20 protein-coding genes and 2 tRNA genes are annotated in these 26,551 nt (G+C 61.5%); 6 read left to right on the plus strand and 16 right to left on the minus strand.

Going from position 1 to position 26,551, the window contains the following annotated elements:
* Window positions 1–196: 196 nt before the first annotated feature.
* A complete protein-coding gene (locus DW233_RS02255; RefSeq protein ID WP_118266479.1) occupies window positions 197–2,446 on the minus strand; it encodes a DEAD/DEAH box helicase in 2,250 nt (749 codons plus the stop codon).
* Window positions 2,447–2,997: 551 nt separating this feature from the next.
* Between DW233_RS02255 and DW233_RS02260 the strand changes: the two genes are divergently transcribed.
* The 4 genes from DW233_RS02260 to DW233_RS02275 all read left to right on the plus strand — a co-directional run bounded on the left by DW233_RS02260 (window position 2,998) and on the right by DW233_RS02275 (window position 6,649).
* Window positions 2,998–5,340, plus strand: a complete 2,343-nt coding sequence (locus DW233_RS02260) for a cation-translocating P-type ATPase (RefSeq protein ID WP_118266481.1) — start codon at window positions 2,998–3,000, stop codon at window positions 5,338–5,340.
* Between the two features lie 147 nt (window positions 5,341–5,487).
* On the plus strand, window positions 5,488–5,709 hold the full coding sequence (locus tag DW233_RS02265) for a heavy-metal-associated domain-containing protein (protein ID WP_006235338.1): 222 nt from the start codon (window positions 5,488–5,490) through the stop codon (window positions 5,707–5,709).
* A 47-nt stretch (window positions 5,710–5,756) separates the two neighbouring features.
* Window positions 5,757–6,029, plus strand: coding sequence for a metal-sensing transcriptional repressor (locus DW233_RS02270; RefSeq protein ID WP_022094020.1), 273 nt, complete (start codon window positions 5,757–5,759; stop codon window positions 6,027–6,029).
* Window positions 6,030–6,175: 146 nt separating this feature from the next.
* Window positions 6,176–6,649: a hypothetical protein gene (locus DW233_RS02275; RefSeq protein ID WP_118266482.1), complete on the plus strand. Its 474-nt coding sequence runs from the start codon at window positions 6,176–6,178 to the stop codon at window positions 6,647–6,649.
* Between the two features lie 133 nt (window positions 6,650–6,782).
* Here DW233_RS02275 and DW233_RS02280 read toward each other — a convergent pair whose 3' ends face one another.
* The 5 genes from DW233_RS02280 to gltB all read right to left on the minus strand — a co-directional run bounded on the left by DW233_RS02280 (window position 6,783) and on the right by gltB (window position 17,054).
* Complete coding sequence (locus tag DW233_RS02280) at window positions 6,783–8,153, minus strand: amidohydrolase family protein (protein ID WP_233547912.1); 1,371 nt, start codon at window positions 8,151–8,153, stop codon at window positions 6,783–6,785.
* 296 nt (window positions 8,154–8,449) lie between these two features.
* Window positions 8,450–9,538: a hypothetical protein gene (locus DW233_RS02285; protein WP_147357119.1), complete on the minus strand. Its 1,089-nt coding sequence runs from the start codon at window positions 9,536–9,538 to the stop codon at window positions 8,450–8,452.
* 269 nt (window positions 9,539–9,807) lie between these two features.
* Window positions 9,808–10,515 carry a hypothetical protein gene (locus tag DW233_RS02290; protein ID WP_118266487.1) on the minus strand — a complete coding sequence of 236 codons (708 nt, stop codon included), beginning with the start codon at window positions 10,513–10,515 and terminating at the stop codon, window positions 9,808–9,810.
* Window positions 10,516–10,869: 354 nt separating this feature from the next.
* The gene (locus DW233_RS02295) at window positions 10,870–12,351 is read right to left on the minus strand and encodes a glutamate synthase subunit beta (protein WP_118266488.1); all 1,482 of its coding nucleotides are present in this window, start codon (window positions 12,349–12,351) and stop codon (window positions 10,870–10,872) included.
* 5 nt (window positions 12,352–12,356) lie between these two features.
* A complete protein-coding gene (gene gltB / locus DW233_RS02300) occupies window positions 12,357–17,054 on the minus strand; it encodes a glutamate synthase large subunit (protein WP_118266490.1) in 4,698 nt (1,565 codons plus the stop codon).
* Between the two features lie 410 nt (window positions 17,055–17,464).
* Between gltB and DW233_RS02305 the strand changes: the two genes are divergently transcribed.
* Entirely contained in the window at window positions 17,465–18,757 is a 1,293-nt protein-coding gene (locus tag DW233_RS02305) for an Nramp family divalent metal transporter (protein ID WP_233547914.1), read from the plus strand.
* Window positions 18,758–19,223: 466 nt separating this feature from the next.
* Here the strand turns inward: DW233_RS02305 and DW233_RS02310 are convergent, their stop codons facing one another.
* From DW233_RS02310 to DW233_RS02335, 6 genes are all read right to left on the minus strand, one after another.
* Window positions 19,224–19,367 carry a rubredoxin-like domain-containing protein gene (locus tag DW233_RS02310; protein WP_055251878.1) on the minus strand — a complete coding sequence of 48 codons (144 nt, stop codon included), beginning with the start codon at window positions 19,365–19,367 and terminating at the stop codon, window positions 19,224–19,226.
* A gap of 89 nt (window positions 19,368–19,456) precedes the next feature.
* A complete protein-coding gene (locus tag DW233_RS02315) occupies window positions 19,457–19,960 on the minus strand; it encodes a flavin reductase family protein (RefSeq protein ID WP_118266494.1) in 504 nt (167 codons plus the stop codon).
* A 153-nt stretch (window positions 19,961–20,113) separates the two neighbouring features.
* On the minus strand, window positions 20,114–20,584 hold the full coding sequence (gene smpB, locus DW233_RS02320; RefSeq protein WP_118266496.1) for an SsrA-binding protein SmpB: 471 nt from the start codon (window positions 20,582–20,584) through the stop codon (window positions 20,114–20,116).
* On the minus strand, window positions 20,574–21,491 hold the full coding sequence (locus DW233_RS02325; RefSeq protein WP_118266498.1) for a hypothetical protein: 918 nt from the start codon (window positions 21,489–21,491) through the stop codon (window positions 20,574–20,576). Before DW233_RS02325 ends, smpB begins: the two co-directional genes overlap by 11 nt.
* Before the next feature lie 97 nt (window positions 21,492–21,588).
* Window positions 21,589–21,665 (minus strand) — tRNA-Glu (locus DW233_RS02330).
* A 17-nt stretch (window positions 21,666–21,682) separates the two neighbouring features.
* Window positions 21,683–21,756, minus strand: a tRNA-Gln gene (locus DW233_RS02335).
* Between the two features lie 276 nt (window positions 21,757–22,032).
* On the opposite strand from DW233_RS02335, the gene DW233_RS02340 reads away from it, so the two are divergent.
* The gene (locus tag DW233_RS02340; protein ID WP_118206015.1) at window positions 22,033–22,443 is read left to right on the plus strand and encodes a hypothetical protein; all 411 of its coding nucleotides are present in this window, start codon (window positions 22,033–22,035) and stop codon (window positions 22,441–22,443) included.
* Between the two features lie 72 nt (window positions 22,444–22,515).
* Here DW233_RS02340 and DW233_RS02345 read toward each other — a convergent pair whose 3' ends face one another.
* The 4 genes from DW233_RS02345 to murQ all read right to left on the minus strand — a co-directional run bounded on the left by DW233_RS02345 (window position 22,516) and on the right by murQ (window position 26,549).
* Window positions 22,516–22,875, minus strand: coding sequence for an arsenate reductase family protein (locus DW233_RS02345; protein WP_118266500.1), 360 nt, complete (start codon window positions 22,873–22,875; stop codon window positions 22,516–22,518).
* A 92-nt stretch (window positions 22,876–22,967) separates the two neighbouring features.
* Window positions 22,968–24,020 (minus strand): MupG family TIM beta-alpha barrel fold protein, encoded by a 1,053-nt coding sequence (locus DW233_RS02350; RefSeq protein WP_118266502.1) that lies wholly within the window; start codon window positions 24,018–24,020, stop codon window positions 22,968–22,970.
* A gap of 117 nt (window positions 24,021–24,137) precedes the next feature.
* Window positions 24,138–25,568: a PTS transporter subunit EIIC gene (locus DW233_RS02355; RefSeq protein WP_118266504.1), complete on the minus strand. Its 1,431-nt coding sequence runs from the start codon at window positions 25,566–25,568 to the stop codon at window positions 24,138–24,140.
* A gap of 57 nt (window positions 25,569–25,625) precedes the next feature.
* On the minus strand, window positions 25,626–26,549 hold the full coding sequence (gene murQ / locus DW233_RS02360; protein ID WP_118266528.1) for an N-acetylmuramic acid 6-phosphate etherase: 924 nt from the start codon (window positions 26,547–26,549) through the stop codon (window positions 25,626–25,628).
* Window positions 26,550–26,551: the final 2 nt, after the last annotated feature.

Genomic DNA, 26,551 nt, shown 5'->3' on the forward strand with positions numbered 1-26,551 from the left:
AAAGTCAGAACAATCATTATGACCGGTGAGCGGTATTTTTTCTTCGATAAACGGTATTTAGGCGGCACTTAGGGACGTTCCTTTTCTGCCGGCACCCAGGGGCACTCCTTGCTCTGACCCCTTTGCACCAAAAAGGGCCCCGAGCGTAGTTGCTCGGGGCCCTTAGTTCGCCTCGCTCTAGCGCGCGACGCGTATGTTACTTGTGCTTGCCGCCGCCGTCACCGGGACGACGGGAGCTGCCGCCGCGCTTGCCGCCACGGCTGTTGCCATAGCTGCCACGGTTATCGCGACCGCCGGCGCGGCCGCCGCGGGAGCCGGCCTGGTTGCCGCCACGCCCGCCACGATAGCCGCCACGACGCTCCTCGCGGGTATCGTCGTAGTTGCGCCAGTCATCGCGACGATCGCGGCTGGCACGCGGGTCACGACGATCGCGCGACTCGTTAGAACGACCAGCGCCGCCGCGGCCGCCATTGCTGCGAGCGCCCTCGCGACGCTCGCTGCCGCGGCTACCGCGCTCTTCAAAGCGCTTGCCGCCGCGGGACTCACCGCCACGGGCACCTCGCTCACCGCGACCCTCGCCGCCGCGACGCTCATCACGGCCACCGCGCTCGTCATCACGACCGGAACGACGGCGGTCGCCCGCACCGCGCTTGCCGCCGCGCGAACCACGGCCCTCGTCCTCGCGCTCAACACGGCGACGACCGCCGCGGTCCTCGTCCTCGCGGCGACGACGATGTGCCTCGCCCTGGAACTGCTTGGCACGACGCTCGGCACGGTTACCGCGCGGGGCCTGCTCGACGGCGGCAGCACCGCCGCGCTCCTCGGCAGCCACCTCGCGGGCCACGCTCTCAACAGCCTCGTCTACGCGAGCCTGAACGCCCTCGCGCACGCGGGCCTTGCCGCCGCGCTTGGGACGGCTCGGACGCTCGCCGTCGCCGCGACGCTCATCGCGACCGCGGTTGGAACGACCGGCCACATCACCGTAATCGTCGCCGTTGCGCTTGCCGTCGCGACGTGCCTGCTCAAGCTTCTTCTTGCTCTTGGACTTGCCGCGCTTGGTCTTCTTCTTCACCTTAAAGGCTGCAGGGTCGCGCTCGGGATCAACCGCGGGCGGATTGGGGCCCACGTGCAGGTCGCCGGCCTCGTAGATGTCGGCGGTCTTGTCCATGAGCTTCTCGATCTCGTAGAACTCATCGACGTCCTGCTCGGTCACAAACGTGATGGCCCAGCCCAGCTCGCCGGCGCGGCCCGTGCGGCCAATGCGGTGGATGTAGTCGGTCGGCTCTGCCGGCACGTCAAAGTTCACGACGTAGCGCACATCGCTGATGTCGATGCCGCGAGCGAGGACGTCGGTCGCCACCAGCACGTCGACGGTGCCGTCGCGGAAAGCCGAGAGCGCGCGCTCGCGCTGGGCCTGGCTGCGGTTGCCGTGGATTGCGGCGGCCTTGATGCCCTTACGCTCCAGACGACGGCAGCAGCTGTCGGCGCGGTGCTTGGTGCGCATAAAGACGATAGTGCGCTCCGGGCCCTCCTTTTTGAGGAACTCGGGCAGCAGGTTGTTCTTGGCCTCGATGGACACCGGGAACACAAACTGGTCGACGGTGTCGGCGGTCGACGTGGCAGGCGCGATCTCCACGCGGGCCGGGTCGCTCACCAGGTCGGTGATCTCGCCCACGGCCTCCTCGTCGAGGGTCGCCGAGAACAGCAGCGTCTGGCGCTCGGCCGGCGTCTCGCGCACGATGCGGCGGACGGCGGGCAAAAAGCCCATGTCGAGCATGCGATCGGCCTCGTCGAGCACCAGCACCTTGACCTCGTTCAGATGGCAGGCTCCCTGCTCGATCAAGTCGACCAGACGGCCCGGCGTTGCGACCAGGATGTCGCAGCCGTACTTGAGGGCAGCGGTCTGCGGCTTGTAGCTCACGCCACCCACGACGGTCACGGCAACGTGGCCGGTGACGTCGGCGATCTTGCTCGCGACCTCGTCGATCTGCTGGGCAAGCTCGCGCGTGGGAGTGATGACGAGCATCACGGGACCGCGGCCGTTGCCCTCGGGCTTCTTGGCGCCGCGACGACGGTTGCGGCCGCCGCGCTCGCGTACGGGTTTGGGAGGAGCGATGTGCTCCAGGTTGTTCATGGTCGGCAGCAAGAAGGCGGCCGTCTTGCCGGTGCCGGTCTGGGCGGCGGCAAGCAGGTCGCGACCCTCGAGCGCCACGGGGATGGAGCCGGCCTGAACGGGCGTGGGCGCCGTGTAGCCCAGATTCTCGATAGCACGGAGCATCTCGTCCGAAAGCCCCAGCTCGTCAAAGGCGGGCAGGCTCTCGGTAGCGGACTCGACGGCCTGGGCAGCATTGGCCTCATCGGCAGCATCGAAGGCAGCCTGGGTCATGGCCTCGCGGGTCTCGTCCAGAATCTCGGCGTCGGTGACGTCGGATACAGAATTACGCATATGTTGTTGTTCCTTATCTGCACACGCAATGGGCACGGCATGCGGCCGCGCGGGCGTGCTTGGTAGTGCGCTAATACATACAAAAACGGGTGCGCACAGAGAGGACGTTGCTCAGCACGCTGGCGATCGCTTTGGCAGCCCTATCACGCGCCGTCCAGACGCAGCAGCACTAAGCGATGGAGCAGATTCGCCGCGGGTTAGTATACCCGTGCTTCGCATGCCCCCACGTAAACCACAGATGACGAGGCGGGTCTGGGCCGATTGTCTCAATCTGTAACAGTTACGAGACAAAACCGGGTCTACACGTTACAGATTGAGACGAACTCAAACATCGCAAAACATAATCTCGATCTGTAACAGTTAGAGGTCATTTTCCCCGCTAGATGTTACAGATCGAGATGTTTGACATGAGCTGCCAACGATTGAGCAGCCACCCTCATCTGTAACGAAATGTCATACATTTCTTTCTATACTGGACACCCCCAGGGGGTATGGGTGTATAGTATCAGCAGGTTAACAATTCAAACACTACGCCGCAGAAAGGAGAAGCCATGGCTCAAGATAAGTTCGACGTGGGCGGCATGACATGCGCCGCCTGCCAGGCGCATGTGGACCGCGCCGTGAGCAAGCTCGACGGCGTCCAAAGCGTCGCGGTCAACCTACTCGCCGGTTCCATGATGGTCGACTACGACCCCGCGCAGGTCTCCCCCGACGATATCTGCACCGCCGTCGACCGCGCGGGCTACTCGGCCTCGCCCGTCGATGCGGGCACCGGTGCCGCCGGCTCAAACGGCAGCACGCAAGTCAGGTCCGGCGCCGCCCATATGGAGTCGCCAACCAAAAAGCTGGAGGCCACCGCCTCCGCCATGCGTACCCGTCTCATCATCTCAATCATCTTTCTCATCCCGTTGTTCTACATAGGCATGGGGCACATGCTCGGTTGGCCGCTGCCCGGCATTTTCACCGACCATACCCACAGCATGACGCTCGCCCTCACCGAGCTCGTCCTGCTCATCCCCATCATCTATGTCAACGATGCGTACTTTATCAACGGCTTCAAGTCGCTCGCGCACGGCGCTCCTACCATGGACGCCCTTATTGCCGTGGGCGCCACCGCTTCCGTCGCCTGGTCGCTCTATGCCATGTTCATCATGGCCGACCAGTTAGCCGCGGGTCAGGTCCACGAGGCCATGATGACGGGCATGGACAATCTGTATTTTGAGAGCGCCGGCACGATCCTGTCGCTCGTCACCGTGGGTAAATACCTCGAGACGCGCAGCAAATCCAAGACCGGCGGCGCCATCGAGGCGCTGATCGACCTGGCGCCCAAGACCGCGACCGTCGTTGCCGACGACGGCACCGAAACCACCGTCGACGTCGACAGCATCCTTCCCGGCCAGGTCCTGCGCGTGCGCCCCGGAGAGTCCATCCCCGTCGATGGCGTGGTGCTCGAAGGCAGCTCGGCCGTGGACGAGAGTGCGCTCACCGGCGAGTCCATCCCCGTGGAAAAGACCGCCGGCGACACCGTCAACGCCGCCACCGTCAACCGCACCGGTTCGTTTACCTTCCGCGCCACGCGGGTGGGTGCCGAGACATCGCTCGCCAAGATTATCCAGCTCGTCGAGGACGCCAACGCCACCAAGGCGTCCATCGCCCGCATGGCCGACAAGGTCGCCGGCGTGTTCGTGCCCGTGGTGTTCGTGATCTCGGCCGTGACCTTTGCGGTATGGATGGCGCTGACCGGCAGCGTGAACGAGGCGCTCACTTCTGCCGTAGCCGTGCTGGTGATCAGTTGTCCGTGCGCGCTCGGCCTGGCCACACCCGTCGCCATTATGGTGGGCACCGGCAAGGGCGCCGAGATGGGCATTCTGTTTAAGAGCGCCGAGGCGCTAGAGAACCTGCGCAGCGTGGGCACCGTCGTGCTCGACAAGACGGGCACCGTCACCCGCGGCAAGCCGGCCGTGACCGATATCGTGGTTGCCGCACGCGCCGACGGCTCGCCCGCCATGAGCGAAAAGGCGCTGCTCAAGCTGGCCGCCGCGCTGGAACGCTCGAGCGAGCACCCGCTGGCCGAGGCGATTATGGCCGAGTGCGAGTCGCGCGGAATCGTCGCGCGCATGGTCGAGGACTTTGCCGCCGTGCCCGGGCGAGGCGTTACGGCACGCGAGGGGCAGAATGTCATCGCAGCCGGCAACGTGCGCCTGATGAACGAGCTGGGCGCGGAGGTGCCCGCCGGTCTTGCCGAGCAGTTCGCTGCCGAGGGCAAGACGCCGCTGTTCTTTGCCAAGAACGGCGAGCTTGCCGGCACCATCGCCGTGGCTGACGAGGTCAAAGAAACGAGCGCCGAGGCCATCGCCGCGCTCCGCAAGCTCGGCGTCGACGTGCGCATGCTCACCGGCGACAACCGCGTGACGGCCGAGGCCATCGCCCGCCGCGTGGGACTCACCAGCGAACAGGTTATCGCCGACGTCCTGCCCGCCGACAAGGAACGCCACGTGCACGAACTGCAGGATGCGGGCAGCAAGGTCGCCATGGTGGGCGACGGCATCAACGACTCCCCCGCCCTGGCGCGCGCCGACGTGGGCCTTGCGATCGGCACCGGCGCCGACATCGCCAAAGAAGGGGCAGATATGGTGCTCATGCGCAGCGACCTCATGGATGTTGCGCGCGCCATCGAGCTTTCGCGCGCCACGATCCGCAACATCAAGCAGGACCTGTTCTGGGCGCTGTTCTACAACGGCATCGGCATTCCGCTGGCGGCAGGCGTGTTCTTCCCCCTCACCGGTTGGCAGCTCTCGCCGATGTTCGGCGCCGCGGCCATGAGCCTGTCGAGCGTGTGCGTCGTAAGCAATGCGCTGCGCCTACGAACCTTTAAGCCTAAAGTGGCAAAATAGGTTCACCCTTAAGTCCATTTAGAACGGGTTTTCCAGGTGCCCGAGATTGACCTGAAAGAGGAGCGACGCGTACTTTGGTACGCGAGCGACGGCTTGAAGGTCAAGGTCGGGTGCCTGGGAAAGCCGACACAACAGAGAGGAATACCCATGCGTTACACAATCAAGACTTCCGGCCTTATGTGCGGTCACTGCGACGCCACCGTCGAGACGGCGTTGCTCAACGTGGCCGGCGTAACCGACGCCGACGCCGATCACGAGACCCAGACCGTCCAGGTGGAGTGCGCCGACACCGTGACCGCCGAGCAGCTCGCCGCCGCCGTCGAGGGCGCCGGCGAGAAGTTCCACGCCCTGTCCGTGACCGCCGCTTAGCAGCTACCAGAGGCATTCGACCCCCCGACCAGAAACGAGGACTCGCCATGATGGCAGACCACAAATCGGTGACCCGCATGCTCAAGACGGCACGCGGTCAGATCGACGGCATCCTGCGGATGGTCGAGGAGGACCGCTACTGCGTCGATATTTCCACGCAGCTCATGGCCACACAGGCGCTCCTTGCGCGCATTAATGCCGACGTACTCAAGGCACATATCGAGGGCTGCGTGACTTCGGCAATCGAATCGGGCGACGAAGACCTCAAGGCCGCCAAGCTCGCCGAGATCGAGCGCGTCGTCGACAAGCTCTCCAAGTAATTGGGGCATTGGGGACAGACTTCTTTGCACCATCTTGGTGTATCGGGGATAGGTACGTTTGCACCACCTTGGTGCAGATTGACCTGTCCCCCTTGCTCTAAATCGGGTATAAAGGCGTGCAGCATATCGAACGAAAGGCAATTTGCATGAATGACTTTATGAAGGGCCGCAATGGTGCCGATGAACTCACCATCGTGATGGGTTTTGCCGGCATTGTCATCGCGATGATCGGATCGATAGCCCACATCCAGTGGCTCAGCTGGATTGCCATCGCCGTAATCGTGATTGGCGTGCTGCGCGGCCTGTCCAAAAACATCGACGCACGTCGCAAGGAAAACGCGGCCTTTGTCGCCGCGACCGCGAACGTCCCCGGCTTGGGCAAGTTCGTCGCCAGCTTGGGCGGTGGAACTGCAGCGGCCGGCACCTCGCGCGCGGCTGGAACGAGCAAGGAAGACTTTGAGCGTGCCAAGCGCACGGCCAAGAAGATGTGGAAGGGCCGCAAGACCACGGCATACCTCAAGTGCCCCAACTGCGGCCAGATGCTCTCCGTCCCCAAGGGCAAAGGCAAGATCCGCGTCACCTGCCCCAAGTGCCACGCCAAGATGGAAACCCGCTCCTAGCGCCCGCACGCGGGACAAATTAATCAGGTTTGTTTGTCCCAAATCTTAAGTATTTGTTCGATAAAAAAGCCGAGGCCTCGTGTTGAGACCTCGGCTTTTTGTATGCGGCAACGGAGCTGCACCTTTGTCACACCTACGCCACGCCGTCGCGGGCCAGCTCCTCGGCAAGCGCTTCTGCAGGCATGGCCATAATCGTGTCGAGCTCGGCGTCCACCTCGGGAATACGTTTCACCTTGAGCTTGCGTACCAGATCACCGCGACACATCACATGCGTCGGCTCACGCAGAGCGCACAGGTCATCGAGCGGATTCTTGCGCGTCACCAGGATATCGGCGGCCTTGCCGCACTCGATCGTACCGGTCTCGCCGCCCAGCCCCAGGAGCTCGGCATTGACCTGCGTAGCCGTATGCAGCGCGAAGGCGTTGCTCACGCCGACATACTTGGCAAAATAGGCCACCTCACGCCACATGTCGTACTGCGTCACGAACGGGCAGCTCGAATCTGTGCCAAGGCCCACCTTAACGCCAGCTTCCAGCGCCGCACGAGCACTCTCGATAATGCCCGAGCACACGATGTCGCCGTTCTTCTTTTGCGTGTCAGTCGAATGGGTCTTCTCCGGATCGAGCAACACAAACGGCAGCGCCGGGCTGATCGTGCAGGTAACGCTGGGCGCACGATCCTCAAGCTGCGTGCCCGCGGCGCCACGGTACAGCTCCAGGATCTCGGGCGTCATCGGGGCACCGTGCTCGATCGTGTCGACCCCGGCCTCAAGCGCGGCCTTCACGCCCTCGGTGCTCTCGACATGAGCCATAACCGGCAGGCCCACCTCGTGCGCCGCCTTGCACGCCGCCGCGGCAACCTCCACCGGCATACGCAGCACGCCCGGCTCGCCCACCTCGGTCGCATCGAACACACCGCCCGTTACGAACAGCTTAATGACGTCGGCGCCGCGCGCATACAGGTCTCGCACCTGCTCGGCTGCCTCAACGGGGCTGTTGGCCACCTGGGCGAACAAGCCCGCGCCATGGCCGCCCGGCACCGTGACGCCCGTTCCCGGCGCTACCAGGCGCGGGCCCTGATACTTGCCGGCGTCGATAGCGTCGCGCACGGCAAGATCGGCAAACAACGGGTCGCCCGCGCCGCGCACCGTGGTCACGCCGCTTGCCAGCTGCTGCTGGGCACTGCCCTTGAGGATGCGGCGGACGATGGCACGGCCCACGGGATTATCGAGTTTCTTCATCAGCGCTCCCGCATCGCCGGCCGAGACAGGCTTGCCCGAGCCGCACAGGTGCACGTGCATATTGATGAGACCGGGCATGAGATACGCGCCGGCCAGGTCGATGACCTCGGCACCTGCAGGCGCCTGCGCCACAGCACTCGGCCCCATCCAGGTGATGATGCCGCGCTCAACAGTAACGGCCATATCGGGCTGCGGCTCCATATGCTCCGAACCATCCAGAATGGTCGCATTGATAAACAACGTGGAACGATCGGCAGATGCCATATCGAGCTCCTCCCTCACGATTAACTTGAACATTTGTCCATTATCACCTAGTCCCGCTGGATTGCTGCAGACGCATCGGTTAACGGAAGGAAGAGGGGATGTGGGGAGACGGAACACGTTGCAGTCCCACCCCAGCGACACCAGGGAAATGTCTCGATCTGTAACAGGTACAGGGTTATTAGGCCCCTTGTTGTTACAGATCGAGACATTCGGTCGACGTTTCACCGGCTTGTCTCGATCTGTAACAATTACGAGCTCAAACAGCCTCTAAACGTTACAGATCGAGACAAAACCTCTCAGCGCCCATACCACTGGCATCTCCACTCCTCAGCCAATTCAACCTGCCGAGGAATACCCGCCAGCCTCATTTTCTCGACCAGCTTCCCCGGGTCTTTGAGTTCGTTAAACGTAAACCGAAGCACCTTATGCCCGAGCATTGTCAGATGAGATTCCCGCTGACGCTCTGCCACGAATGGGTCAACCGACTCCCGACCCTCGCCGCTCTGCAAGGTGTACTTCCCCTTTCCGTCGAGCTCGCCGATGACACACGTCCCGTCCTCGAGCCGCCAAAAATAGTCGACGCGAAACACCTGGCTCGGATCGAGCGGGTCGCGAAACTCCACCTGCAGCTCCGGAACCGGAAAGCCGTACGCAATAAAGAATGCTCGGAACCGAGACTCGCCGCCGTTTTCAGACAGCCCGTCCGCATACGACGCAATCACCTGTGCCCTGCGATACCCTCGCCTGCCCTCGCAATCGGCGCGGAGGCGCTCGCACAAATCCCCACGTGATACGCCTTTCGCCCGCAGTGCAGAATCGGCAATCGCCAACCCGTAGGAGAACGGCGCACGCAGTAGGCAATCCTCCACCGTGCGCCAAAACGACGTCACCCGCACGCCATCAACATGCTCGAGTGCGCCCGCCATCTGCGGACGCAACAACCTGCACCCGCCGCTCAACGTCACCGAACAACCCGTCTTAACAAGAAAACGCGACCCAAGCAGATCATTCGGCACCTCCAGACCCCACAAAAGCGCCGCGTCATAGCCCCAAAACGCCCAATCGGGATGAAACTCTGCAAGCCCTTTGATGGTACGCAGCGTTCGCTCCGCCGGCGTCAGTACACCCCAATCATGTTGAAAGCAGAACAAATACGGCTCGGGTTCCGCGATATCGTCGGTTCCAACATGACGCCGCAGCCACATGAGCTCGGCATTGTCATGCGTTGCGAGCAGCGCACCTTGCTCGGTCACCTCCGTGAGTCGCGCGAGCATCCTATTCCGCGCCAACGTGTTGCGAGTCGTATGCTTGTGCTTGAAAACGGTATTAGACACTTCCATCACCACCACATCGGACAAATGGACCATCGTCACCGTTGCCTCCACCGACAAACGTCTTGATCTGTAACAAGAAGACCGATTTTTGGACTGTAGATGTTACAGATTGAGACATCCCCCCCCCAGCCAGGTGCCAAACGTCTCGATCTGTAACAGTAAGACGTTCTCCAGGCCCCTAAACGTTACAGATTTAGACAAACCAGCGGCGCCCAAGCATTCGTCTCGATCTGTAACAGATAGACTGGTTTTTGTCCCCAAACGTTACAGATCGAGACATAAAGACAGAAGGCAAGGCAGGACAACGCCAGGTCCATCCCCTACTCCCATTCCTGTTCGTAGATGTTGAGCGACTTCACGTACCGCCCCTGGGCGCCCATGATGTCGCGGACCAGACGCAAGAAGAAGCTGATGCACGAGGTGTCGAAACCGTCCTCCAGGTCCTCGGGATGCACCGCGCCCGGCCCGTCGACCGCTGTGTCGCTCAGGCGCGCGATATCATACAGGTAGAGCTGCCCCGCCGTCAGCCAGACATCGTCGACGCACGCGAGTCGCACCGCAATCGCACCATCGTTCCAATGCTCCTTTTGCACGATATGTGGGTCGTAGACGTCAAAGCGACGGTCGGTGCGCGTGTCCTTCAGCACGACCATACCAGTCGCGGGATCCTTGTCCAAAATGCCAAAGCGCGAGAAATACTGCGTGTCACGCACCTGCTTAAGTCGCCCGAGCGAAGCAGGAGAAATTGACGCTGGCGGCTCGTCCACATACAGCTCCAACAGCGTCTTGCCGTGGTAATAGGGGCGCTCAAACAGCAGCCAATCGGTAAACGCCATGTTGTAGGCCATGATTTCGTTTTGCGAAGGCTCGGTGCAATAGCTGAGCCACGGGTCGACAATGATCTCGAACTGTTCGCGCGCCGGCTCCAAAAACTGAAACTTCCGCAGCATCCAAAAATGGGCCATGTCGGCAATATCGTTGCCGACGGCTTCGGCTAGCTGCGCTTGGTCTAAAGCGTGGTCAGTCATGGCATCCTCCTCAAACTGATGGACCTCAATTTGAGCTTACGAGGAGGGTGGGCGGCCACGACCAGTGCGGGCAAAATAGGCCCCCGGCTGCAAACCAGATGCTGACCAAACACTTGACGAAAAGCTTGACCGAAAATGCGCACCGCAACAAAACCGCAGGTAAACATCGACGGCCAACCCGCCCTTTTGAGCCAGATGCCCGCAGCCACCACAGAAACAACAGGTGACCACAGCCCAAGAAGTCGACAAATGAACACCCGCACGTCGACAAACGAGCAAACTGCTCGCAAAGAGTGTCCCCAACGACTAGACAAAAAAATGGCTAGTCATTGGGGACGTTCTTAAATGACTACTTTACAGCTCCAGCGCGTCGGCGACTTCGGCAGCGCAGGCCAGGGCGTCGGCCATGGCGTTCACCACGAGCGAGCTGCCGTTGCGGGCGTCACCGGCCACGTACACCGGTGCGGCATCCGCGGCAACACCCTCCGTGCGAGCCGCGAGATGCGAGCCCTCGGCAGCCATCACCGGCAGCGGACGACCAGCGGTGGCAACAGGCACGCTCACCGCATCGAACACACCGTACTCCGGACCCGTAAAGCCGCAGGCGATGAGCACCAGCTGCGCTGGCACCTCGTGCTCGGAGCCCGCGATGCGCTCGGGCTTTCCCGCCGACCAGTCCAGATCGACCACGCGCAGACCCGCAGCCGCACCCTTCTTGTCCAGCAGCACCTCGAGTGTATCCACGGCCCAGGCACGCATCTCGCCACCCATCGCAGCGATAGCCTCCTGCCGGCCGTAATCGGTCTTCTTAACGTTGGGCCACTGCGGCCAGGGGTTGCCTGCCGCGCGCTTATCGGGCGCAGCCGGCAAGAACTCAAACTGGCGCACGCTGCGCGCGCCCTGACGCACCGCGGTACCCACGCAGTCGTTGCCGGTATCGCCACCGCCAATGACCACGACGTCCAGGCCGCGTGCGTCAATAGCAGGCTCACCGCCATCGAGCACCGAGACGGTCGAAGCCGTCAGGTAGTCCACGGCATACACCACGCCCGGGGCATCAATGTTCGCAGCCGAAAGTCCACGCGGAGCACGGGCGCCGGCAGCCACCACGGCGGCGTCAAAGTCGTCGAGCCTGGCGGTAACCTTGGGATCGCTCACGTCGGCGCCCAGCTCGAACACAATACCCAGCTCGCGCATGAGCGCCACACGACGCTCGACCACAGACTTCTCGAGCTTCATGTTGGGAATGCCGTACATGAGTAGGCCGCCGGGGCGGTCGTCGCGCTCAAACACCGTCACGCGGGCACCGCGACGTGCAAGCTCCCATGCTGCCACCAGGCCAGCCGGGCCGGAACCAACCACGGCGACCGAGGGCGCGTCCTCCCCTGCCGGCTCAAAGCGACGTGGGCCGCCGTTGGCCCACTCATGGTCGCTGATCGCACGCTCGTTATCGTGAATCGTCGTGGGTTGGCCGTCGACCGAGCCCAGGTTGCACGCGGCCTCGCACAGTGCCGGGCACACGCGGCTCGTGAACTCAGGCATGGGCGAGGTGAGCGACAGGCGCTCGGCAGCCTCATCCCAGCGGCCGCGGTACACCAGCTCGTTCCACTCGGGAATCAAGTTGTGCAGCGGGCAGCCGCTCGGACGTGCCTTGCCAAAGCTCGCGCCCATCTGGCAAAACGCCACGCCGCACATCATGCAGCGGCTCGCCTGGGCGCGACGTGCGTCGTCGTCGAGCTCCACGTACAGCGGATCGAAATCACGGCTGCGCTCCTCCACGGGGCGAAGCTCGTGGGTCACGCGATCGATATCAAGAAAAGCACCGGGCTTACCCATGGCACTTACGCCTCCTTCTTGGTCGAAGCAACAGAGCTGGCGGCCGCGGACGCAGCACCCGCAGCACCGCCCGCAATATCGAAGCGAGCGACATCCGCGGCGCTCGCGCGACCGGTCACAATGTCAAACGCCAGTTCCTCTGCCTGCGCATGTGTCTTGCCGGCAGCCTCGCTCGCAGCGACAATCGCCAGCACACGCTCGTACTCGGTCGGAATGACCTTCACAAAGTGCTTGCTCATCGTCTCAAAGCTGTAGAGCAGCTTGATGCCGCGCGGGCTCTGCGTCGCGTCCACGTGCTCCTGGATGAGCTCGCGAATCTGCGCCAGCTCGCCGGCAGTCGGGGCCTTGAGCTCAACGCTCTCGTGGTTCACGCGGGCATCGAGCGTGCCGTACTGGTCAAAGACATAAGCCACGCCACCCGTCATGCCGGCAGCGAAGTTCTGCCCGACCTCGCCCAGGATGAGCGCCAGGCCACCCGTCATGTACTCGCAACCGTGGTTGCCGCAACCCTCGACCACCACGGTGGCACCGGAGTTGCGTACGCCAAAGCGCTGGCCGGCCAGGCCGTTGATGAAGCCACGGCCGCTCGTGGCGCCAAAGAACGCAACGTTGCCCACGATGATGTTTTCGTCGAACTTATAGGTCGCATGCGGGTTGGGGCGCACCGACACCTCGCCGCCCGAAAGACCCTTGCCAAAGTAGTCGTTGGCGTCGCCGCACACGTTGAGCGTAATGCCGCGCGGCAGGAAGGCGCCAAAGCTCTGACCGGCCGATCCATCGCAATCGATGGTGATGGAGCCGGCGGGCAGGCCCTCGGGATGTGCCTTGGTCACCGCGTTACCCAGGATGGTGCCCACGCAACGGTTGACGTTGGCGATATCAGCGCGGAAGCGAATCGGACGCAAGTGGGCACGGGCATCGGCCGTATAGGGCACGAACAGCGTGGAGTCGAGCGTCTTGTCGAGCTCGCTGTCCGCGGCCATCTGCGGCAGGAAGTGACGACCGTCGGCACCCGGGATATGGGCACCGAACTCGCAGGTCGCGCTCGCCAGCACGGGCGACAGATCGAGCAGGTTGGCCTTACGGTTGCCCGGGACCTCAATCTGGCGCAAGCACTCGGGATGGCCGACCATCTCGTCGACGGTGCGGAAGCCCAGGCTCGCCATGACCTCGCGCAGTTGCTCGGCAACAAAGAGCATAAAGTGCTCGACGTGCTCGGGCTTGCCGCGGAAGCCGCGACGCAGGCGGCAGTTTTGCGTGGCGATGCCGGCGGGGCAGGTATCCTGCTGGCAGTCGCGCTGCATGAGGCAGCCCATCGAGATGAGCGGCATGGTCGCAAAGCCAAACTCCTCGGCGCCCAGCAGGCAGGCGACGGCAACATCGGTGCCGTCCATGAGCTTGCCGTCGGCCTCGAGCACCACGCGCGAGCGCAGGCCGTTTTGCAGCAGCGTCTGCTGGGCCTCGGCAAGGCCAAGCTCCAGCGGCAGACCGGCGTGCCAGATCGAATCGCGAGCAGCGGCACCCGAGCCGCCATTGTGGCCGCTGATCAAGATCTTGTCGGCAGCGCCCTTGGCCACACCGGTGGCGATGGTGCCGACGCCGGCCTCGCTGACCAGCTTGACCGACACGCGTGCGCCAGGGTTGGCGTTCTTAAGGTCAAAGATGAGCTCGGCCAGGTCTTCGATGGAGTAGATGTCGTGATGCGGCGGAGGCGAGATCAGGCCGATGCCGGGCGTGGACTGACGGACCTCGGCAATCCAGGGGTAGACCTTCTTGCCGGGCAGGTGGCCACCCTCGCCGGGCTTGGCGCCCTGGGCCATCTTGATCTGAATCTCGAAGGCGCTGCACAGGTAGCGGCTCGTCACGCCAAAGCGCGCACTTGCCACCTGCTTGATCGCGGAGTTCTTGGAATCACCGTTAGCCAGCGGGGTCTCGCGACGCGGATCCTCACCGCCCTCGCCGGAGTTGGAACGGCCGTGCAGGCGGTTCATGGCGATGGCCATGCACTCGTGTGCTTCCTTGCTGATAGAGCCGTACGACATGGCGCCGGTGTTAAAGCGGCGGACGATGTTGAGCGCGGGCTCGACCTCGTCGAGCGAAACCGGCGTGCGGCCGCTGGCATCAAAGTCGAGCAAGTCGCGCAGGCGCACGGCACGGCCGGTACGGTGCAGACGGGCGCTGTACTCCTTAAAGGTGTCGAAGCTGTCCTCACGGCAGGCGGTCTGCAGCAAGTAGACAGTCTGAGGGTCGATCAGGTGATCCTCGCCGCCGATCGGGCGCCACTTGGTCAGGCCCAGCGTGGGCAGCTGATCGGGAGCCGGGCTCTTAAGGATGGCGAGCGCGGCGTCGTAGCGCTCGTTTTGCTCACGCTCAACGTCCTCGACACCCATACCGCCCACACGGCTCACCGTGCCGGCAAAGTACGCGTTGACGAACTCCGGCGTAAAGCCCACGGCTTCGAAGATCTGCGCCGAATGGTAGCTCTGCACCGTGGAGATGCCCATCTTGGACATGATGGAAACGATGCCGGCGGTCGCAGCCTTGTTGTAGTTGTCGATGCCCTGCCCGGCCGTCACGTCCAGGTCGCCGCGTGCCGCCAGATCGCGGATGCACGCATGTGCGTTGTACGGATAGATACCGCTCGCGGAGTAGCCCACCAGCGCCGCAAAGTCGTGCGGGGACACGGCGTCGCCGCACTCCACCACGATGTCGGCAAAGGTACGCACGCCGGCGCGGATCAGGTGGTTGTGCACGCAGCCCACGGCGAGCAGCGACGGCACGGGCACCTCACCCGCAGCGGCACGATCGCTCAACACCACAATGTTCACGCCATCGCGGACCGCAGCCTCAACGTCCTCTGCAAGCTGCTTGAGCGCAGCCTGCAGCGCGCCCTCGCCGGCATCGCGGCGGTAGACGGCACGGAAACGGCGGGTCTTAAAGCCCACGCGGTCGATAGCGCAGATGCGGTCAAACTCCTCCTCGCTCAGCAGTGGGCGCTCCAGGCGCACCAGCTGGCAGGCCGTACGGGAGTCCTCGAGCAGGTTGCCGTGGTTGCCCAGGTAGAGCGTGGTCGAGGTGACCATATGCTCGCGAAGGGCGTCGATGGGCGGGTTTGTGACCTGGGCGAACAACTGATAGAAGTAGTCAAAGAACGAACGCGTCTTCTTGGACAGGCAGGCCAGCGGCGCATCGATGCCCATCGAGGCGAGCGGCGCCTTACCCTGCTGGGCCATGGGACGCACAACCTCGTCGACGTCATCCCAGTGGTAGCCGAGCTTGGCCATGCGCACGGCAGCGGGCACCTCGGCGTCCTCGGCGGGCGTTGCCGCAACGGGCTCATCGAGCGCGTCAACGGTCAGCGTCTCCCCGGCAATCCAATCACGGTAGGGCTTTTCCTTGGCATAGCGGGCGCGCAACTCATCGTTGTAGATGACGCGCCCGCGGGCAAAGTCGACCTCGAGCATCTGGCCCGGCCCCAGACAGCCGCTCGTCAGGATGTTCTCGGGGCTCACCTCGATGGTGCCCACCTCGCTTGCCAGCATAAAGCGACCGTCGCGCGTCACGTAGTAGCGAGCCGGACGCAGGCCGTTACGGTCGAGGGCAGCGCCCAGGGTGCGACCGTCGGTAAAGGCGATGGCCGCCGGGCCATCCCATGGCTCCATGAGCATGGACTGGTAAGCGTCGTAGGCGCGGCGCTCCTCGCTCAGGCTGTCGTTATGGTCCCACGGCTCGGGCAGCAACATGGACGCGGCGCGCGTGAGCGGGCGACCGTTCATGACCAGGAACTCGAGCACATTGTCCAGAATCGCGGAGTCGGAACCCTCGCGGTTGATGATGGGCATCACGCGCTCAAGATCGTGCTGTAACACGGGGCTGTACAGGTTGGGTTCGCGGGCGCGAATCCAGTTGACGTTACCCTTGAGGGTGTTGATCTCGCCGTTATGGATAATAAAGCGGTTGGGGTGCGCACGCTCCCAGCTAGGCGTGGTGTTGGTGGAGTAACGCGAGTGGACGAGCGCCACGGCCGTCTTGACGGCGGCGTCGTTGAGATCGATGAAGAAGCGGCGCATCTGTGTGGCGACCAGCATGCCCTTGTACACGATAGTGCGCGAGCTCATGGAGCACACGTAGAAGATCTTGTCGCGCAGGGCGAACTCGGTGTCGGCCTTTTTCTCGATGGTGCGGCGGCACACGTACAGACGGCGCTCGAAGGCGTCACCTGCCGGCGTGTCGTCGGGGCGGCCCAGGAAGGCCTGCAGGATAGTAGGCATGCAGGCACGGGCCGTCTCACCCAGGTCGTGCGGGTCGACGGGCACCTCGCGCCAAAAGAGCAGCGGCACGCCGGCCTCGGCGCAGCCCTCCTCAAACACGCGACGGGCATCCTCTACGCCCTTGTCGTCCTGCGGGAAGAACAGCATGGCCACGCCATAGTCGCCCTCTGCCGGCAGAATCTGGCCGCACTTTTGAGCCTCTTTACGGAAAAAGTGATGCGGAACCTGGAACAGGATGCCAGCGCCGTCGCCGGTGTTCTTCTCGAGTCCCGTGCCGCCGCGGTGCTCCAAGTTAACCAGAATGGACAGTGCGTCGTCCAGAATCTGGTGATGACGCTCGCCGTTGATATCGGCAAGCGCGCCGATGCCACATGCATCGTGGTCGAATTCGGGGCGATAAAGGCCCTGCTGCTGAGCGGAATCTGCCTGCATCGCGATCCTCCCCTAGATATTTAGACAGTCAGTTGAATAGGCATACTAGGAGCATCGCCGGCCCATTGTGTTTCCCGCCCGTTTCGAAACAATCGCGTAACGCACACCTTACGAGTGGGTACCGCCGACCTCAAGGGCGACAACATAGGCCCCAAGTTCGGCCTGCAAACTCACCTCTTCAAACATCTCAATCTGTAACAGTAAGACCCAATTTCGACGACTAACTGTTACAGATTGAGATGTTTTCGAGAGACGGTTCCGAATGTCTCGATCCGTAACACCTAGGCCCAATTTCCATCCCTAGTTGTTACAGATCAAGACAGTTCGCAGCCCCCCCCCCTTCATCATCCTATTCAAATACAACAATTTTGTTAGTCTTGGTTAACTTTTAAGCTTAAAACGGGTATCCTTTGCGGCGTCAAGCAAACGGCACACAGGAGCGCACCATGCTCAACCATCTCAAACAACACTTTGGTTCCCGGCGCACCGGCGGTCACGGAGGCCTAGACATTGCGCGGCATATCGGCCCCGGGCTGCTCGTGACCGTCGGCTTTATCGACCCGGGCAACTGGGCCTCCAATATGGCCGCGGGCTCGCAGTTTGGCTACGCGCTGCTGTGGATCGTCACGCTGTCCACGATTATGCTCATTGTGCTGCAGCACAACGCGGCGCACCTGGGTATCGCCACGGGCACCTGCCTTGCCGAGGCCACGACCCGCTTCCTGCCCCGCCCCGCGGGACGTGCCGTGCTCGCCAGCGCCTATCTCGCGACCATCGCCACCGCCATGGCAGAAGTCCTGGGTGGCGCGATTGCCCTTCAAATGCTCTTTGGGCTACCCGTGCGTGCGGGCTGCGTCATCGTGGCGACGGCATCCATGGCAATGCTCATGACGAGCTCCTACAAGCGCGCCGAGCGATGGATCATCGCCTTCGTAGGCGTGGTAGGACTCTCGTTTTTGGCCGAGCTTGCGCTGGTCAAGGTCGACTGGCCGCAGGCCGCCGCAAGCTGGATCACGCCCAGTATGCCCACCGGCTCTGCCGCGATTATCGTGAGCGTCCTGGGTGCGGTCGTTATGCCCCACAACCTCTTTCTGCACTCCAAGGTCATCCAATCCATGCACTTCGAGGGGCAAGGCGAGCAAGTTATCGAGGAGCGCCTGCGCTACGAGTTCTTCGACACGCTCTTTTCGATGGGCGTGGGCTGGGCAATCAACTCGGCCATGGTCATCCTGGCCGCAACGACCTTCTTTGCGCACGGCATCGTCGTAGACGACCTTACCGTCGCAGCAGCCACACTTTCCCCCATCCTGGGCCCGGCGAGCTCGATTATCTTTGCAGTGGCACTGCTGTTTGCGGGGCTCTCGAGCAGCGTTACGGCGGGCATGGCCGCGGGAACCATTACGGCAGGCATGTTTGATGAGGAATACGACATCCACGACCGACACTCATCGGTTGGCGTGGCACTCTGCTTTGCCGGCGCAGTTGTTGCCTGCCTGGTCGTCAAAAATCCCTTTGAGGGCCTCATCTGGAGCCAGGCGCTGCTGTCGCTTCAGCTGCCGATCACGGTCTTTGTGCTCATACGACTCACCAGCTCACGCCGCGTCATGGGTAAATACGCCAACTCGCGCCCGCTCAACGCGCTGCTCGTAGGGATCGGTGCCATCGTGACGATTCTCGATGTCGTGTTGTTAACAGGGATGTAATGGGACGGGACACCTACCCAGGCAAACGTCTCGATCTGTAACATCTAGACCCGCTTTTGATGTCTAGATGTTACAGATTGAGATCTTTCCGAGGGACAGCTCCGTTTGTCTCAATCTGTAACACGTAGACCCCGTTTTCACTGTTAGATGTTACAGGTTGAGATCTTCTGCCGGACGGTTTTGGTTTGTCTTGATCTGTAACAAGTGGACCCAATTTCCGCTTCTAGATGTTACAGATTGAGACATTTCTTCAGCTCCAACCTTTTGTCTCAATCTGTAACAGATAGGCCCGTTTTGAGCCGCCACATGTTACAGATTGAGACAAACGGTCGGCCAGACTCACGACAGACAGGATCGGCTAACAGCAGCCGTGATCCCTTGGGGACGGAGGAAAAGGGCCCCGGCCGAGAATTCGACCGAGGCCCTTGGACAGAGCTATGTTCGGCTTTCGCCGTGTGTCTGCGAGCTACTCCTCGACGAGCTCAAACTGATCGGGACCGACGCCGCACACCGGGCACACATAATCCTCGGGCAGCTCGGGCGTATCGACCTCAACCTCGTAACCGCAAACGACGCACACAAACTTATACGTCTTCTTCTCCTCAGCCATGATGTTCTCCTCTCGAACGTGACTGGTGATGTACTTCATTTATCAGTATAGATTCTCAATAATATAATGCAAGTATTTTTAAAACATTTCTAGCCTTGATACGAGGACGCCTTCGGAGGCGTCTTGCCCTTTAGGACCTTGTGATAGTAATCGTAGGTGAGCGACGTCTCGTCACTCAGGCGTTCGGCATCCTCGACCTCGCCGATAAACAGTAGATGCGTGCCCACATCCACAGTGTCGATCAAACGGCAGCTAAACAGGGCCGCCGCATGCTCGGGCACATAGGGCATGCCCAGAGCCGTCTCGCGGGTCTCGTATTTGGCAAACTTGTCATAGTTGCTGCTGGTGCGAAATCCAAAGTTGCCAATGTAGAGCATATCCGCCGTCTGGTCGATCACGGTCAGCGCAAAGGCCTTGGCAGTCTCGATCACGCCAGCGGTCACATTTTCCTTGTTTACGGCAACCGAGATGCGAGGTGGTGCTGCCGTCACCTGCACCGCCGTGTTGATAACGCAGCCGGCACGCAGCCCGTCGGCCGCGGCACTCACCACATAGAGCCCACTCGGCATGGTAAAGAACGCAGTTTTGTCCATAACAAGTACTCCCCTAACCCGGGATTGAACCTTAAGGCTGTATGTACCCATAAAAAGCGGCGCCCATAACGGACGCCGTCTTTTGGAAATATATGGCAAAACAGCAAGGAAGACGGGGCGGGCGCGGTAGGGCACCTTCCCGTGAACTCGCTCCTAGCGGTTGCGCTCCTTGAGGGCGCGGTCAATCTCGCGCTGAACGTCACGCTTGGCCATGTCCTCGCGCTTGTCGTAGAGCTTCTTGCCGTGACCCAGACCCAGCAGCAGCTTTACGCGGCCGTCGGTATTAAAGTAGAGTTCCAACGGAACCAGCGCATAACCACGGTTGCGAAGTTTGCCGTCGAGAAAGTCGATCTCCTTGCGATGCAGCAGCAGACGACGCCGACGGTCGGGATCGCGATTCCACACGCCACCATGGCTATAAGGGTGGATATGCAGGCCGACGAGCCAGCACTCACCGCCGCGGATCAGCGCGAAGGTATCGGTGATCTGGCAGGCGCGCTCGCGAATCGACTTGACCTCGGTGCCGCTCAGTTCAATGCCGCACTCAAAAGTCTCATCGATAAAGTACTCGTGATGTGCCGAGCGATTCTTGGAAATGAGCTTGCGTTCACGCTTACTGGGCATCGCTGGCCTCCTTGGCGCCATCGGAACCCTTGCCCGTAGCTTCGCGCTTAGCCTTGCGCTCGGCGTTGAGCTCGGCGTCGCTCTCGCGCACCAGTTTGATAATCGCCGCGCAGGCCTCCTCGCCCACCAAGTCGCGAGCATGTACCGTCAGGCGCGTCGCCTCCTGCTTGTCGCCGTCACTTGCAGCATCGGTCGCGCACATAATCAGGCAGATGGCAATCTCGGCCGAAGGCGAGGTCGGCACGCCCTGCAGGGCGAGCTCACCCATCACATGGTCGTCACTCTCGTCCGCGGCATCCGGATAGGCGGTGTGGATCTTGTTGAGCAGGCGCGTCGTATGCACATCATTGGGCGCCAGGCGCAGCGCCAGACGCGCGCAGCCCACGGCAGCCGAAATGTTCTCGGTCTCGGGCTCCAAGAAGTACTGACCCAAGTTGGTGTAGGCGCGTGCGGCGCACTTACCGTCGCTCGCGCGCTCCAGCACCGAGAACGAGAGCGATGCCCACTCCTGTTTGTCCTCGAGTGCGCGGAACAGCTCGGCCAGGTCCAAGCGATAGTTGCAATTCATGGGATCCCAGCGCACGGCCTGCATCAAGGCATTCCGAGCACTCACATAATCCTGCTGACGAATGTAGGCAAACGCCATGTCGGAATACAGACGATCAAAGGGCACCTCGACCTGCACCAGCTCGCGCGGATCCTTCTCCACGCGGCGATAGGCCAGGCGCTCAAACTTGCTGTCGAAGCTAAAGTACTGGCGCTTCTCCTCCATCTTGCACTCGGCGTCGATATACTCCTCGGCGAGCTCCACCAGACGCTCCAACAGCGGCGTCGCCGTAGCCAGGTCGCCCTGCGCCAGATAGTTCTCGGCATACGTGATGTCTTCCAAGCTGATAGGCAGGTCCATGACAACTCCTCGGTCCGGGCGGCAGACTCAACGCGCGCCTTAAATATCGGTCAATACACAAAACCCGGGTCTCTTACGAGGCCCGGGCATTCAATTTTGGTAGCCCGTACCAGATTCGAACTGGTGATCTCCGCCTTGAGAGGGCGGCGTCCTAAACCGCTAGACGAACGGGCCATATGTAGCAAATGCAATGGCTGGGATGGAGGGAGTCGAACCCCCATTGACGGAACCAGAATCCGCTGTCCTGCCATTAGACGACATCCCAATGACTGCATCGCTGCGCTCGGCTGTGCCTTTGCGCAAGAAAGAAATATACGGGAAGTACCGCCGTGACGCAAGCCCCAATTTTGACTTTTTTAAAATTCAGCCAAATTGGCCTAATTTAGTCCAACCCGTGAAGGACCTGTGAAGCCGACCGCAGTACACGAAGGGCAAAACGCCGCGAGCGGTAGCCGTCAACCGTTGGCAGATTCTACCGCGAAAACGATATCACCAGGCAACACAATCGAAGTATCAATAATCACGTAGATATCGAGGCGCCATGGACGAAGAGCTTGATTACCTATGGGAGACCCTGGGCCTCGAGATCACTGCTGACCTTTGGCCCGAACGGGACAAAATCCATCCCACGTTACGCCCCGCCATCACGGTGATGCAGGCAAACTACCGCCGTGCATCCTTTTTGATCATGCGGATGTCATGGCACGCGGGACTCCCCGACCTTAAGCGAATCCAGGCAAGCCTCGTCGAGCTGTCCGGCATGCCGACCGTCATATCCGAGGCGCGCCTGGAGCAGCGCCAGCGCGAGCGACTGCAACAGCAGCGGATTCCCTTTATCTGCCCCGGCATTCAGGCATACCTGCCCTTTATGGACGAGGAGTACTGGAGCGGCAAGCCCAACAAACACGTAAAGGTCTACGATCCGCACGAATGGGCACAGCTCGAGGATTGAGCCGAGCAAGCCCGCCAGTGGAAAACACGTCCCACCCTGAGCACTCAAAACGGATCGCACTTTCCGCAGCCGCTACAGCAATGCCTCGGTCCAAGCCGCTTCCCTAAAGCCGGGAATCGCAAAGTTGTCGCCCACCAGCAGCGGGCGCTTAACCAGCATGCCGTCGGTCGCCAACAGCTCGCAGCATTCCTGGTCCGTCATACCCGCATCCAGACGCGCCTTCAGGCCCAGCTCTCGATATTTCATGCCCGACGAATTAAAGAAGCGCCGCACCGGCAGCCCCGAACGAGCAATCCAGGTCGCAAGCTCATCAGCCGTGGGATTGTCCAAAACGATATCGCGGTCGATATACTCTACCCCATGTTCGTCCAGCCATGCCTTGGCCTTCTTGCAGGTCGAGCACTTGGGATATTCAACAAACAGTACGGCCATGGGAATCCTCCGAATATAGATCGGCCAACGCAGGCACACGCCACACGAGGCGCCTTCGTATGATGGGCCAATTGTAGCCCACGGGTCACACGCTAAACGAACCGTACCCCGAATCCGCGTTTGATGAACGGCAGCAGCTCCATTGCCTCGGGCGTGATGTGGCCCGCAACGTTCATGCGCTCGTCACCGGGAAGATCGACCCGCGCAATCTCAAGCTCGCCTTCGTAGCGCCCATAGCCGCTATTACTCACAGCGATCGACCCCGCCTTTCGCGGCAGGCCGGCACCGGCATCCGTCGGCACGAAATCCGGCTTAAGCGTCGTGCGCGACTCCTGAGACCTAAAGATGAGGACGCTCGAATCGGGCCGGTCGTGATGAATCTGCCCACGTACATAGGCATAACCGGACTCAAGCTCGCATTGCAGGTCCACGTATCCGGCGGAAACTTGAGCAAACTGCGCCCAGCCCGCATCGGAAAGATCGGGGTCGCCGACCAACACAATGTCGCAATCGGCGCCATGTGCGAGCTCAAGCATGTTGAGGGCAACCTTTGACGCGCGACCGCGATGTGCCTCGACCGTCGGAAGTCCCTCGAATACCGGCCCGCGAACGTTGGCATCACCCGGCACAAAAGCCATGATTTCGAATCCAAGCGCCGCAAGACGAAGATTCGTCCGAGCAATGTCCTCCAGAGCTAAACCGGTATAAGGCTTAGGGTAAAAATTGTGGCAGGCGGCAAAACGAGTCACATCGGCACCGACCTCACGCCACGATGCGATTTCATCAGAACTCACCGTCGATGCATTGACCACAATGCGAAATACACCGGACAGCTCCGCGACCCGCCGGGCGCTAAAGCCATAGTCCAAACGAAGGTATTCCAACCCCAGATCGCGCAGATCCTCGATGCGCTCAAGCCCGAGCAAATCGCACGTGCGCGGTCCCACATCGGCAATGAGCGCAATGCCGCGGGCGGAAAGCAGCGACAGCACATGACGGACCTTATCGGTATACGCCGCTCCCCCATCCTCGGGAATATGCAGCGAGGTGAACGCATAGCGCGCACCCGCCGCGGCACCGTGTTCAATCGTCCGCTCAATATCCTGCAGAGGGTTGGAAAGATAAATCGAAATACCCGTTTTCACGCTTCAACACTCCTTTAAAAAAGGCCGGCGGAGCAGTTAGCCCCGCCGGCACAACCATAGCATCAAGAAATCTGCTGCGCGCCGCGAGCTCTGAGCAACACGGCTCGCGATATCAAACTACTCGCCAAAGAACTCGTTGATCTTCTGCTCGTCGACGCCAAAGAACCACGTCAGGACAAAGCCGGCGGCATAGGCAAGCAGCATAGAGGCAACGTAGCCGAGCTGCTGGCCAGGAACGACGATCAGCAGGCCAAACAGACCGGAAACGCCCTGAGAAACCGTGCCGATGTGAAGCAGCGCCGCGAGCGCGCCGCCAAATCCGGCACCCAGGCAGGCCGTCACAAACGGACGAACGAGCGGCAGCGTAACAGCATACATCAGAGGCTCGCCCACACCCAGGATTCCAACGGGAATGGACTCTGCGACGTACTTCTTGAGCTTGGCGTTCTTGGTCTTAAAGTACAGCGCCAAACCGGCACCGACCTGGCCGCCGCCAGCCATCATAAGGATGGGAAGCAGGTAATTGATGCCCTTGGTAGCGCCGTCGGGATCGTTGAGCATAGCGTGGATCGGCGTGAGCGCCTGATGCAGGCCGACGGACACCAGCGGCAAGAAGCCTGCCGACAGGATATAGCCGCCCAGGACGCCCAGCTTCTCGAAGATAAAGGTCAAAACGCTAAAGATGGCAGTCGTCAGCCATGCGCCTACCGGCTGGATGACGAGCATCAGAGCAAAGGCGCCGATGATGAGCACCAGCAGCGGGGACAAGAACGTGTCGAGTGCGTTGGGCATAACCTTGCGAATCTGACGCTCCATCCAGGCAAAAAATGCGCCAGCGATGAGAGCCGCGATCATGCCGCCCGCTGCGGGGTTGTACTGCGCATTGGTGAGCGGCAGCAGAATGGCAGTGGCAGGATCAGCCGTGCCAGGCGCAAGCAGGGGCATGGCACTGTTGGCGATACACATCATGCCGGCGATGCCGCCCAGCGCAGCGGAGCCACCAAACTCACGTGCCGCGTTATAGCCCACCAAGATGGGCAGATAGGCAAACAGGGCCCAGCCCATGGACCGAATGCCCTGGTACCACCACTCGCCTGCAAGCGCGCCTGCCGTCGAGACGTTAATGACGTTGCAGATACCGTTGATGAGGCCAGCCGCAATGATGCCGGGAAGCAGGGCGACGAAGACATTGGAAATCTTCTTGAGGAAGGCCTGAACCGGCTTGGACTCGTACTTTGCCTTCTGCGCGGCCTTGTTTGTGGCCGCAGCGTCGACCACGCTCTCGTCAGCAACGCCTTTCGCAAGGCCGGTGAGCTTGGAGAACTCCTCGAGCACCTTATTCACCTTGCCCGGACCCAGCACGATCTGCATCGTGTCGTCCTCGACCAAGCCCATCACGCCGTCGAGTGCCTTAATACCCTCCGTGTCGACGTTGCCCGTGTCTTTGACGGTCACGCGCAGGCGCGTCATGCACGCCGCGTTTGCCAATACGTTGTCTTTACCGCCCAAAAGGTCCAGCAGCTTTTGAGCCAGCTCTTTGTTCGTCATAACTCCTCCTTGTATTGGGTATCTCGTCTGGATGTCTTATCAGCTCACGCCGCGCACCTATTGGGCATCGGCATTGCTCTTCTCATGGCCACTCACCGCAGCACGGACATGGCCTCTCGCTCGCTCAAGAGCTACCGCAGCCTGCTCGGCATCGCAGCCCAGCAGTACCGAGACAATAGCGGTTTTTACGTGGCCGCCGGCATCTGCAAGCGCCTGAATAGCGCGCTCGCGCGTGCAGCCGGTCGCCTCCATCACGATGTTCTGGCCGCGCACCACCAACTTCTCGTTCGTCTGCTGCACATCGACCATCAGGTTTTGGTATACCTTGCCGATCTTGACCATGGCACCGGTCGAAATCATGTTGAGAATGAGCTTTTGAACCGTTCCCGCCTTGAGCCTCGTTGAGCCGGTCAGCACCTCGGGACCGGGCACGGGTTCAATGGCAAGATCTGCGCTCTCCCCGATCTTCGACCCTTGGTTGCAGGCAATTGCAATGGTCTTGCACCCAGTTGCCTTGGCGTACACAAGGCCGCCCACCACATAGGGAGTACGGCCGCTTGCCGCCAGGCCAACGACAAGATCCTTGTCCGAGAGTCCACGCTCCCGCAGGTCGCTCGCGCCAAGTTCCTCGCTGTCTTCGGCACCTTCGACAGCCTTGATAAACGCCGTCTCGCCTCCGGCAATGAGCCCGACAATCAGATCGGGTGACACGCCAAACGTGGGCGGACACTCCGAAGCGTCGAGTACGCCCAGACGACCGCTGGTGCCTGCGCCCATGTAAAAGACGCGCCCGCCGCGCTCGAGTGCCTCAGCAGCCCAGTCGATTGCTGTGGCAACCTGGGGCAACACCTTCGTGACCGACTTGACGGCACGAAGATCCTCATCATTCATCGTCGTGACGATTTGCAGCGATGTCATCGTATCGAGGTCCATTGAACTTTGATTACGCTGTTCGGTCGTGAATTTTGTTAAATCGAGCATTT

It is taken from the genome of Collinsella sp. AM20-15AC (assembly GCF_003471405.1).
Taxonomy (GTDB): Bacteria; Actinomycetota; Coriobacteriia; order Coriobacteriales; family Coriobacteriaceae; genus Collinsella.